8 protein-coding genes are annotated in these 12722 nt (G+C 40.3%); 3 read left to right on the plus strand and 5 right to left on the minus strand.

Annotated features, from left to right (window positions below):
• The first annotated feature begins 6 nt into the window (after window positions 1-6).
• The gene (locus HMPREF1535_RS08530) at window positions 7-2070 is read left to right on the plus strand and encodes a helix-hairpin-helix domain-containing protein (protein WP_046145867.1); all 2064 of its coding nucleotides are present in this window, start codon (window positions 7-9) and stop codon (window positions 2068-2070) included.
• A gap of 9 nt (window positions 2071-2079) precedes the next feature.
• On the opposite strand, the gene HMPREF1535_RS08535 is transcribed toward HMPREF1535_RS08530, so the two are convergent.
• Together HMPREF1535_RS08535 and HMPREF1535_RS08540 are read right to left on the minus strand one after the other, a co-directional pair.
• Window positions 2080-2973 carry a hypothetical protein gene (locus tag HMPREF1535_RS08535; RefSeq protein WP_046145868.1) on the minus strand — a complete coding sequence of 298 codons (894 nt, stop codon included), beginning with the start codon at window positions 2971-2973 and terminating at the stop codon, window positions 2080-2082.
• A 5-nt stretch (window positions 2974-2978) separates the two neighbouring features.
• Window positions 2979-4418, minus strand: coding sequence for an MBOAT family O-acyltransferase (locus HMPREF1535_RS08540; RefSeq protein WP_046146470.1), 1440 nt, complete (start codon window positions 4416-4418; stop codon window positions 2979-2981).
• A 467-nt stretch (window positions 4419-4885) separates the two neighbouring features.
• On the opposite strand from HMPREF1535_RS08540, the gene HMPREF1535_RS08545 reads away from it, so the two are divergent.
• Window positions 4886-5665 carry a radical SAM protein gene (locus HMPREF1535_RS08545; RefSeq protein ID WP_046145869.1) on the plus strand — a complete coding sequence of 260 codons (780 nt, stop codon included), beginning with the start codon at window positions 4886-4888 and terminating at the stop codon, window positions 5663-5665.
• A 656-nt stretch (window positions 5666-6321) separates the two neighbouring features.
• On the opposite strand, the gene HMPREF1535_RS08550 is transcribed toward HMPREF1535_RS08545, so the two are convergent.
• Together HMPREF1535_RS08550 and HMPREF1535_RS08555 are read right to left on the minus strand one after the other, a co-directional pair.
• Window positions 6322-8811 (minus strand): T9SS type A sorting domain-containing protein, encoded by a 2490-nt coding sequence (locus HMPREF1535_RS08550; protein WP_046145870.1) that lies wholly within the window; start codon window positions 8809-8811, stop codon window positions 6322-6324.
• Window positions 8811-9914, minus strand: a complete 1104-nt coding sequence (locus tag HMPREF1535_RS08555) for an acyltransferase family protein (RefSeq protein WP_046145871.1) — start codon at window positions 9912-9914, stop codon at window positions 8811-8813. Before HMPREF1535_RS08555 ends, HMPREF1535_RS08550 begins: the two co-directional genes overlap by 1 nt.
• A 177-nt stretch (window positions 9915-10091) precedes the next feature.
• Here HMPREF1535_RS08555 and HMPREF1535_RS08560 point away from each other — a divergent pair, with 177 nt between their 5' ends.
• On the plus strand, window positions 10092-10769 hold the full coding sequence (locus HMPREF1535_RS08560; protein WP_010801160.1) for a hypothetical protein: 678 nt from the start codon (window positions 10092-10094) through the stop codon (window positions 10767-10769).
• Window positions 10770-10772: 3 nt separating this feature from the next.
• On the opposite strand, the gene HMPREF1535_RS08565 is transcribed toward HMPREF1535_RS08560, so the two are convergent.
• A complete protein-coding gene (locus tag HMPREF1535_RS08565) occupies window positions 10773-12449 on the minus strand; it encodes a SulP family inorganic anion transporter (protein ID WP_046145872.1) in 1677 nt (558 codons plus the stop codon).
• Window positions 12450-12722: the final 273 nt, after the last annotated feature.

A 12722-nucleotide genomic window follows, 5' to 3' on the forward strand; every position in this document is an offset into this window, starting at 1 on the left:
ATCACTATGAAAAGATTGTTGACAACCCTGTTGGTATACCTGTTTATAAATAGTTATAACCTTAATAGTCAGACTATATATTCTGTTGATAAGTGGATGGAATATATAGAAGAAATGGCTTCTGAAACGGAAGATGAAGCACAGATTGAAAACCTGTATTCGGACCTTTCCTATCTGTCGGAACACCCTTTTGAACTGAACAGTGTGACCGAAACTGAACTGAAACGCCTGCCTTTCCTGTCCGACCAACAAATAAACAGCCTGTTGGCTTATCGTGTGAAATATGGAAAGCTGGTTACTCTTTATGAACTGAAGAATGTGGAAGGAATGGATTTTTCAACGATTTTTTTATTGCTTCCGTTTGTTTATATCGGAGATATATCGGTTAATAAGCGACTCTTTTCTGTTAAGAACATGTTGAAGTATGGTTCTAATGAGTTGCAAATCAGATATGATAAGTGTTTTCAACAGAAAAAGGGATATTGTTCATATCCGGATAGTATCTTGCAGCAATATCCGAACCGGAAATATCTGGGGGAACCTTTCTATCATTCCCTGCGTTATTCGTATACTTTTGATGACAGGTTTCAATGGGGAATGGTAGCTGAAAAAGATGCCGGTGAACCGTTTTGGAATAACTATCATAAAGGCTATGATTTTTATTCAGTACACTTGTTTTTCAAAGATATGAATAAATGGTTGAAAACTTTGGCCATCGGTGATTATAAGGTTTCTTTCGGGCAAGGTCTGGTTATCAGTAATGATTTTACTCCCGGCCGCAGTTCGATAGTGGCACAGGCAGAAAGACGCAGCAATGGTTTCCGTCGTCACTTTTCAACAAATGAAAATGATTACTTTCGCGGAGTAGCTTCTACTTTAGTATTAAAACAGGTATATATCAGTTTGTTATATTCGTATAGAAAGTTAGATGCCGGTGTTGATAACTATGAAGTCAGTACATTTAAAACAGATGGTTTGCACCGGCTGGAGCGGGATTGGGAAAAGAAACATACGGTTCCTATGCAGACATACGGCGGAAATGTACACTATACGACTTCTAATTTTTCCATCGGGTTTACAGCTCTCTCCTACTCTTTCGGAAAATATCAGGTACAACCGGATCCGAAACCCTATAATCTTTTCTATTTCCGTGGAAACGATAATATCGACATAAGCGTTGATTACATGTTTAAAACAAAGAAAATAAAGTTTTACGGAGAAACTGCCATGTCTTCAAACAAGGCAGTTGCCACATTGAATGCCATCCGGTTAACGCCTGTCTCCTATTTTTCTTTATTGTTGCTTCATCGTTATTATGATAAAAAGTATCAGGCTTTTTTCGGGAATGCTTTCGGACAGCATTCATCCGTACAGAATGAACAGGGGTTTTATACCGGGATGCAGTGGACGCCGTTTGCCCGTTTCAAATTGTCGGCGTATGCGGATTTGTTCCGTTTCCCCTGGTTGAAATACGGTGTGGATGCTCCTTCTTCGGGCCAGGAATATATGGTTCAGCTGGATTATAATTCGGGAAAAAACTTTACAACCTATTTGCGTTATAAATACAGAAAGAAAGAAAAGAACCGGACATTGGAAAATGAATCGGCATTGAGTATTCTGCCTTATTCCCAGCAGCGTATCAGACTGCAATTGCTTTACGGAATACAATCGACATGGGTGTTGAAAACATCGGCCGACGGTGTTTATTATGATGAAGGAAAAGGAAAACGAAGTCTCGGATGGATGATTTCGCAAGGTGCAGGCTGGAAACCGTCTTCTCTCCCATTCCAATCAGATATTTACCTGGCTTATTTTCATACGGACGATTATTACAGCCGTATCAATTCGTATGAGAAAAATATATTGTATGCTTTCAGTATGCCTTCGTTTTATGGGAAAGGAATCAGGTTGTCATTTTCTTTCCGATGGGATATACTAAAGAAACTTTCTCTTTCTGCTAAACTAGGACATAGTTATTATGCAGACCGCGACTTAATCGGTACGGATCAGGAAGAGATAAAAGGACATAATAAAACGGATATGTATATGCTTTTACGGTATAAGTTTTAGAATATATATTTACAATTCAATATCTAATTTATGTTTGATTGAATCCTTTAGTATTTTAGTGAATTTTTCAGCACCTTCTTCTGATAAATGATCGCCGTCTTTGAAATCGTTATCATTGAATCGGTCATCTTTTAGAAAGTTGAAATAAAATACATTTTTGTGATTATTATCCAGCTCTTTTGCGATGGATAATAATTGGTCGAGTTGATGCTTATCCAGATGCTCATAATAACTATGCCAGGTTGGTGTGGTGACAAGAATTAATTGAATCTGTTTATCTTCACAGAACTGAATGATTTTGTGAAGATATTTCAGATTATCATCCAAATCTTTCCGGTTATTTAATGTATGTCGTTTGGCTGCTTTTATACCACTTACTTCCAAATTATCTTTTGAAAATTTGTTTACTCTGAATCCTAAAGGAGAATATTGTGAAGTACCCTCTTTCAGATAATCTTTTATTTTCTCATAAGTAATGCTGCTCGTTATTTCCACACTGTATTTATATTTTTCATATCCCATATAAATACCATAATATTTTAACCGGGATTTATCCGTATTATCCATCCTGTCCTGAAGCGTACAATACGAAAAAGAAAGAATAACGCATTTTAAATTATTGTACATATTCTCATATTTGGTCAATACAAAATAGTCACGTTCCAAATCCTGTGAAGAATTTGCGAAATTGAAAGCGCTGTTGGTCAGGTATAAAGGATTGACTCCCGACATACAATGTGAATTACCCAATATGAGTGTATTCAGGCTATCTGCATGCTGTGACATCCATTCGTTTTTATATTTGTAAGTATTCGGTATTTGCCGGATAGCATACTCCAACAGGATGAACAGTATCAGGATAGGTATCAGAAAGATAATCAATCGTTTTATAAATTTCTTCATATCGTTTAGAATTGAAAATAAATGAAATCGGCCGGTGTACCTTGCAGAAAGACGATTATAAAAATCAGGATATAATAGATTCCCCAACGTACCACAGGTGATTTGATCTCTTTATTTATCTGTAATGCATGTTCTTTTTCCCGTTGCATCCATTCAATAATGAGTAGCACTAAGCAATATATCAACGCTCTTTTGCCGTGCGGAAAGGATACCTCGAATAAAGATGGGGAAAAAAGACGTGCTAAATAGTCGGATGCTTCGCCGATGTCGTTGGACCGGAAAATAATCCATCCGATAAGGACAAGGAAAAAGGTGGAAAACATCTGTACAGCTTCTTTGAAAGAGGGTAAAAGTTTGCCTTCGGCGATTACATTTTTCGTATATCTCCTGTTCTTATTGAGCAGCAAGAGAGGCATAAACAACAAGGCATGATAAATACCCCATAGAATGAACGTCCAGTTTGCCCCATGCCAGAGTCCGCTGATAATGAATATGATGAAAGTATTTCTGATTACTTTTGTTTTCTTGCAACGGCTTCCTCCCAACGGGATATAGATATAATCGCGGAACCAGGTACTTAATGAAATATGCCAGCGTCTCCAAAATTCAGATATGTCTCTTGAAAAATAGGGATAATTGAAGTTTTTCATTAAATCTATTCCGAATAACCGGGCACATCCGATAGCAATATCCGAATAACCGGAAAAATCTCCGTATATCTGAAAAGTAAATAAAAGACCGCCGAGTAAAAGAGTAAAACCACTCTGATACTGATAACTGCCCCATATTTCATTGACTGCCATCGCACAATTATCGGCAATGATCATCTTCTTAAAAAATCCCCATAACATCTGCCGGCAACCGTCTATTGCCTTACTGTAGTCGAATGTACGTCGTTTATAAAATTGGGGTAACAGATTGGTGGCCCTTTCTATGGGACCTGCCACCAGCTGCGGAAAGAAACTGACAAAAGCGAAGAATGCAATCGGATCATGACAGGCGGATATTTTCTTTTGATATACGTCGATACTATAGCTTAAAGCCTGTAAAGTATAAAAACTAATACCTACGGGAAGAAGTATATCCAGTGTTATCCAATCCGGTTCAAACCCTAATGAATGTAATGCAGTTTCAATATTGGTACTGAAGAAATCAAAATATTTGAACGTTCCCAGGATACCTATATTGAGTAAAATATTGATCGTGTTGATTATCTTCTGTTTCTTCCGGTTGCCTTCGGCCTGTTCGATGAGAAGTCCGCTGACAAAACAAAAGGAACTGGTCAGTATGATCAGAGAAAGAAAACGTATATCCCACCAGCCATAAAAGATATAGCTTGCTGTTACGACAAGGAAGTTCTGCCATTTCAAATGCTTGTCTGCTAACCAATATACAATGAAAACGATCGGCAGGAAGCAAATGAATTCAATGGAATTAAACAGCACAATATAAAAAATTATGTCACTGATTCCCTGAAGTGACAATTGTTATAAAAGAAAACGCAGGAATTTACCGGTTTTTATCGTATCAACAGTCAGTCATCACAGTTTACAGCACACAATAAGGCACCCTGGTATATCACTACTTACCTGTTACAGGTAATGTGAAATACTAGTGTGTCGAAATTCTATAAACTATGAAATATAAACTGAAAAGGATAAAGCCGGACGCTTTCTATGATAAATATCGCCTATATATGATCATCGATCAGTCGCAAAAGTAGTGAAACATAGCTTATTGCCTATTTAATTAATAATAAATTATGTTTCAATAAAGCAAGGGTGACGATCCTCTTTTTAGTTTTTCTTCCTTGGTAATTATAAGGTCTTTTGTAGCTTTGTATCCGTAATTCAGGAAATATTGTCCTGTTCTTTGTTATATAGAGAACTTGATAGATAAAAACGTATTAGATATGTCAACGATTCTTTTTGATAAAATAGTGTTCGGTCCGGTACATAGCCGGCGGTTGGGTGTTTCTCTGGGTATGAACCTGCTTCCTGTGGACGGCAAACTTTGTTCTTTCGATTGCATTTATTGTGAATGCGGACTGAACGGGGAACGGCGTACACGTACCAAATTGCCGACCCGTGCAGAAGTGAAGGAAGCATTGACGGAAAAGTTATCGGCTATGCAGGCCGAAGGAATTGTTCCCGATGTGATTACTTTTGCCGGTAACGGAGAACCTACCATGCATCCGGAGTTTGAAGGTGTTATAGAAGATACAATTGCCACCCGCGACCGTTTTTTTCCGAATGCCAAAATTGCTGTCTTATCCAATTCAACCATGTTGCATAAGGAAGGAGTATTCCGGGCATTGAATAAAATTGAAGATAATATCCTGAAACTCGATTCTGTGCTCGACAGCCGGATACAACAGTTGAATGCTCCCAATTCTCCTGCTTTTACATTCGATAAATTGCTCGGACAGTTATGCCGTTTCGAAGGAAACCTGATTATCCAGACTATGTTCCTGAAAGGCGAAGTGAATGGCGAATCAGTGGATAATACAACCGAAGTAGAAATAACCGGCTGGCTTGAAGCCTTGAAGCAAATCAAACCGAAACAGGTAATGATCTATACCATCGACCGTGAAACTCCTTTGAAAGGACTTAAAAAAGTTTCCAAAGAAGCATTGGACGCCATAGCCGACCGGGCACGGAAAGAAGGGTTTGATGTGACGGTTTCCTATTAAAGAGATGAAAGGCGTTTCTCAAAACTATCACAGGGATAAAAGAACTATCATACTATCATATTTTTATATAATATACCTATAATCAATAGGTTATCCTATGATAGTTCCTGTTTTCAACCGTCATTTACTTATCATGCAACTATCATAGTCTTATCCTGAAACCCAATATATGCTTCTTGTTTTACTGAAATATATGACTTATTATCAGCGAAATAGTTATTTATGTTGCTCGAGACCTGGGTGTCGACAATATTGAGACCCGGGTCTGGGCACGGTCAACATCCGGGTGTAAAACAGGCTGAGAAGGGCATCTTGAGAACAAAAAGTATGTATTCCTGTGAGATTAGTCTATATATTTTCGCAAAATATATAGTAGGGAAAGCAATATATAAGTGCGATTTATCCTATTTGTAAAGCCTTTTTTAGGTCTTAAACAATGTATGTTTAATTAAAATATAGTCCAAATGATGGTTTTATGACAGTATTATGATAGTTGAAAATGGCAACTGTCATAGAATAACATATTGATTATATGCGTATTATATAAAAATATGATAGTATGACAGTACATTTGATGAAACATTATTATGAAACTCCAATATAGAAATAATTGAACTAATTGCTCTATTCATTAACACATTAGTAATGTTTGTTCATTATTGTTTGATGCCGCGAATGGTTTTGAAAGTCTTATCATTGCTTAGTTTGAAGAAATAAACACCTTGCGGAAGATTACCTGTCTCTATCCATTCTGCCGGATCGGTTAATTTCCGGATCAGTTTTCCGTCGGATGAATAAATTTCAAGGCTTTTGACTTGCTGGTAATTATTTATCTGTATCCGGTCTTTGAATATTGCAGGGGTGATATGGAAATCGGTTGTTTCCTGTATACTCTCCGTATTTACATTTGTTTCTGCTGTAGCTGTGGCTGCTCTGCTTTCTTTTGAATCGTATAGAGCAGAAACACTGTAGTCATGCTTGCCTCCGGTGACATTTTTATCTGTGTGTTGTAATGTGGAAGCAGGGACAGAAGCTAGTAACATCTGGTCTTTGTATATGTTATATCCGGTAATAGCAGGGAAAGCCGGAATCTGTATATTACTGTTTGCTGCGGGAAGGGGAAGTGTCGGTTCACCTTCTTCGGAAGTGACGGTAGCAGACAGGATAAAATTAATATTGAATTCTTCGTCCAGCAAATATTCCCATTCGTTTCCGTCAAAAGATACCAGATTCCCTTTTCCGTTAATGGCCGGACCATTATCTACGAAAGCAGGATAAACCGAACGTCCGTATTTCCTGGCATAGATGGAAACGATCAGATCCTGGTTGGCATCAATCGTGTAAGGTGTTTTCAACTCTATCGTGTTGGACCGGTTGGCCGTCAGATTGGTTATTTCCTGTTGATAGGTCCGTTCTCCTTGTTTGATAAAGATGGCATAATTCACACTGTAGACAGGAATGAATTTTACGTTTACCAATTTCTTTTTATGTATGTTTATCAATTCTTTAGACTCCCATCTTTGACCGAAATAAAAAGGAGTGCCATGGTATCCGATTTGTGCGTCCGAATTTTGTGTACCCCAACCGATCAACTGTGTATATACAGGTGCATTCCATTGAATAAGAACATTATTGGAAGAAATGGATTGGGCAGTAACATTTGTCGGTGACTTATAATTGATAAGGCTCCCCTCCTCTCCGGTTTGCGACAAACCGGGAATTGTTGTTGCACCGGTGTTCAACGGATCGAGCCAGATATCCATACGTCCGGTATCAGCTTGGCTGTATTTATCCCAGTGATAAGAAAACTTGCCGTATAAGTTATTGCCGCTTGTCAGGCGGCAAGTAGAATTACCGCCGGTCAGTGTACCTACTATCTGCTTATTTTCATTGAAAAGCGGCGAACCGGAAGAACCGCCTTCCGTGATACTGTGCCCGTTGGTTGTTTTGTCGAAAATGACATTCCAATGGGCATTGAGAGCTCCGGCTTTGGATAGATTATCTATCCAGGTCGTTGTTTTTACCGGGTGATTACCGAAGGTCGATATTTTCATATAATCGCCGGAAGGATGATGAATATTCACTCCGGATGAAGTAGCCGTTTCACTTCTGTCCCAACCGTTGAAATATACATTATATTCTGCCGGGATCTTGTCGTTCAGCAATAATAACAGTCCGTCGGAACCGCCCTCTATCGGAATACTTACAATCCGCCGGCAGCCGGTCATTGTTTTATGTCCGGCTATTGGCGAAGCGTTTTCGCATCCGGTATGTTCAAAATGGAAATAAAATACCCATTGGTTTAGATCTGTTTCCGAAGCAGTTGTTCCGTTATCGTAATCTTGTGTACAATGGAAAGCCGACAATATATAAGGTTTCATGTCTTTCGCCGTGTTGTTCACCAGTGAACCGGAACAGAGGTATCCGGCCTTCCCTATTTTCTCAACCATCATGCAAACACCGTTCTTTTCGTGTTGCCATTCCTCTCCTTCTTCGCAGTTGATATTGACCATGCAGGAACCGGAAGTTCCCGGGCCGGTATTCCGTAAGTCAGTAGTTACATGCAGATGATTGTATCCGTATCCTATCTGATTAATGGCTATACGGGCTTTTTCGTCCGAAACAGGCGGTTCGTATTCGAGAATGATATCATCGCCGGCCACAAATTCCGTAGCAAATGATTTTCCGTCCGGATTGGTTTGCGAAGTATAGGCTCCCAGTAAATGCGTCTTTTCTGCATTGTATATGAATAGTTTTCCGCCTTCAGGCAGGTAAAATGTTTCATAATATAACATTAAGGCAATCGCCCCTTTTGCCTGAAGGCGAAGCTGCCAGATTTTTTCTCCGCCGGGCAATACCCGCCATTCTCCGGCATTTTCCATATTCAAATCCGTATCTATCAATGCAGAAACAGCCAGAGGTGCTCCCTGGCTTACCCGCCATTCATCGACTGCTATCCTGTCTTCCACACTGAAATTTACCGGTATCTGAACAGCCGGTTGCCAGCTTTTCAACGGGTTCTGATAGTTGAAACTAACCGGTTTTCCTCCTTCGCTTATCTGCGACTTTGCTTTGCCGGGGCAAAACAGGAATAAGCAGATGATACTTATATAAATGCAGTGATAAAACAGTTTGTAACGATTCATTATAATTTGATGTAGATACGTTTCTTATATAACCAATATCCCGGTATCCAGTTCAATACGACAAACAAAATAGCCCATGCCAACGAACCTCCGAAGTTTCCGAAGAGCGGGACCAGGACATCTGCATATACATACGGTGTCACTCCGCATTTATCGAGTACCACTGCAAATACATCTCCCTGTACATAGAGATATAACGGATTAATCCCGAAAGATTCGAAAAACAGCGACCATTTCTTTTTGCCGTTTATGTCGATGATCCAGATCAGCAACGCCAGAAACAACGAGCCGAATCCGCAAGTGGTTAATACAAATGTACTGCTCCATAGTTTTTTATTGATCGGGCAGCCGTAACTTAGCAGGAATCCCAGGAACAGAATAATTGTTCCAAAGATAAACAAATTCCTGATAATTAATTCATTGTTCTTCTTACAGTCGAGAATCATTTTACCCACATAGAAACCGAGCAATACATGCCCGATACTTCCCAGGCAACTCAGCAACCCTTCCGGGTCAAAGGCGATGCGGGTTCCGTCTGCCAGATAATCATGGTACATATGCGTATTTCCGAACAGTGCACGGTCGACTATTGCAATTATATTATCTTCCGACAACGTCTGGCTGCCGGTAGCGGCTAAAAGTATCCAGTAAAACAGCAGTATTCCGGCTGCTGTCTGTAAAATATATTTATGCTTAACGGATAATCCGATCAGTGAGCCGATCCCGTAAGCCAGTGCCAGCCGTTGCATAACTCCCAGGATACGCAGGTTTTCGAAATTGGAAAATCCGTTGTAGCAGAGATGTCCGAATAAATTCAAGGCAAATCCGACCAGGAAGATCAGCACGGTCCGTTTCAGTACTTTCGTAACACTTTCTCCGGATAATTTGAAGTCGTATTTCCGCAATGAAAAGAACATGGAAACTCCCATAATAAACATAAAGAACGGGAATACCAGATCGGTAGGAGTGAGGCCGTTCCATGATGCATGCCGTAGCGGAGCATATACATATCCCCAGCTTCCCGGATTGTTCACCATGATCATCCCTGCAATTGTAATACCTCTCATTACGTCCAGTGAGAGCAGTCTTCCTGATTGTGCCATAATTTTAGATTATTCGGTTATAAAACGCAAATGTAAGTAAAAAGAATAGGATTATATAGAGAATAAAATGGAATAAGAATTAATATATTGAAGGTGGATTAAGTAAAATATCTCTATCCTATTGATAGGGGTATTTCTTGTTTTTCATGTCTTCACAATAGTGAAAACGGAAAAGATATGAAACGATTGTTGTTATGGATGGTGTTGTTGCTCCCTGTTGTTGCCGGGGCAAAAGAGGAAGAGGCATTCAGGAGATGGGAATTTGCTCTTTCAGGAGGGTTGAATAATAACTATTCCTGGGAGGTGGAGCCGGCGTTTACTTTCTTTGTTTGCCGGTATGTCGGTATAACAGGAGGTGTTAATTTTACAGGACAGTTTTACGATGAATATTATTCCGGCTCTGCTCCGGGAAACATGAGATGGTATATCGGTTCGGATGAATCGAATGTAAAACGGATACTTTTCCGTCCGGCCCTCCGGTTGCGTACACCCAATATAAACAGGTGGGGAGATCGTGACCTGAAGGTAACGTTCAATATGGAACCCGGCGCATATATGGTTGTTCCTGCCAACGAAACGCTTCGGGTGGGTTATGAAAATGAAAAACACCCCACTCCGGCTCTGCATACGGAAGATGTGACTAACCTGAAGGGGGATTGGTTATATTGGAATGTAAGGAGTTTTATGCAGATCGAAGTAGAAAGCTGGGTATTTTCAGCCGGATATACCATTTCTAACTATGATGTGTATGGCGGTCGCCGTAACCTCGTGATTGAACGGAAACCGCTAAACGATATGCTATGGAAAAAGAAGATGACGCATTCGTTCTTCCTTTCCATAGGCATTCAGTTTTAGAAATTATTTTACAGCTTCTTCCGCTTTCCTGACGGCTTCGTTGATGTTGGAGCAGATATTATCCGGTCCGATCTTCTTGTCGAATCCGGATTTGGTCAATACCCGGCGTACATCTTCGTTTACTCCGGATAATATCATATGGATATTTTCTGCTTTCGACAGACGGAACAGGCTTTCCAGATTATGCAGACCGGTCGAATCCATGAACGGGACTTTGCGCATGCGGATGATACGCACTTTAGGTTTGTCACCTATGATATTCATGACGTCGTCGAACTTATTTGCTATGCCGAAGAAGAACGGACCGTCGATTTCGTACACTTCTACGCCTTTCGGTAAAGTCAGCACTTCTTCATCATGATGGATTTCTCCTTCATCGGACAGGTCGATCTCGTCTTTGGAAACAGACACATGCGTCGTTTCCGCTACCCGTTTCATAAACAGGAACATGGCGATCAGCAAACCTATTTCAATGGCGATGGTCAGGTCGAAAATAACGGTCAGGAAGAATGTGACCAGCAAAACAGAAACATCGCTTTTCGGATTCTTCATCAACGAACGGAAGGTACGCCATTCGCTCATATTATAAGATACAATAATCAACACCCCTGCCAGGCAAGCCATCGGAATATGCTTGGTAAGCGGTCCGAGAAACAACAGGATCAGCATCAGTACGACTGCATGGATAATACCGGCAACAGGTGTACGGCCTCCGTTGTTGATATTGGTCATCGTACGGGCAATTGCTCCGGTAACGGGAATACCTCCGAAGATGGGAACAATGATATTGGCAGCTCCCTGGGCGATCAGTTCCGTGTTCGAATTATGTTTATCTCCCGTCACACCGTCGGCTACAGTTGCTGAAAGAAGTGATTCGATAGCTCCCAGCATGGCGATGGTAAAAGCCGCAGGAAGCAGGAGATTGATTGTTTCCATATTGAAAGAAATAGCTTCCGGTTGCGGGAGGGAAGCATTGATAGTGAAACGGTCGCCAATGGTTTCAATACCTGCGATACCCAGATGATTGCGCATAATATATACGATGACTGTCATGACGATAATAGCAATCAACGATCCCGGTATCTTTTTGGAAAATCGGGGAGAGATGGCAATAATAAGTATACTGACAATCCCTATTACGAACGACCAAGGATTGACCGTATGGAAATGTTCGAAGTAAGCAATCCATTTGGAGATAAAATCGGCCGGCACTTTTTCCATCGTCAGTCCGAACAGGTCTTTCATCTGTGTGGTAAAAATAGTCAGTGCGATACCGCTGGTAAAGCCGACAACAATCGGGTAGGGGATGAACTTAATGACTGTGCCGAGTTTTAATGCTCCCATAATTACCAGTATGATACCGGCGATAACGGTTGCAATGGCAAGTCCTTCGATACCGAAATTCTGTATGATACCGTATACAATGACGATAAATGCTCCCGTCGGTCCCCCGATCTGCACATTGCTGCCTCCCAGAAAAGAGACAATGAACCCACCGATAATAGCGGTGATCAATCCTTTTTCCGGACTAACTCCCGAAGCAATACCGAATGCGATGGCAAGCGGAAGGGCTACAATGCCCACAATGATCCCTGCCATCAGGTCTGCCATGAATTTTTCTTTGGAATAGTTTTTCAGTGCCGAGATCAACTTGGGCTGAAAATCAAATTTACGTTCCATCTTTCTGCCTAGTATGTTAAATTTTGATGCAAAGATACAATAATATTTAGCGTAAAGCATAAAATATAGGATATATTGTAATGTCGACATTGCAAATGTGGTAAAAATTGTATCTGTATCTGTCCTGAACTAATGATTACTTGTCTTTCGGGAGAAAAGTAATAGATGGAATTTATCTGTGGATAGATATATTTTAAGTAAAAGAATGAATTAAAGTATTAAACATTTTCCTACTTTTGAGAGTTATTTCAATAGGGCGATCTTACAAACTCA

It is taken from the genome of Parabacteroides goldsteinii DSM 19448 = WAL 12034, from assembly GCF_000969835.1.
Taxonomy (GTDB): Bacteria; Bacteroidota; Bacteroidia; order Bacteroidales; family Tannerellaceae; genus Parabacteroides; species Parabacteroides goldsteinii.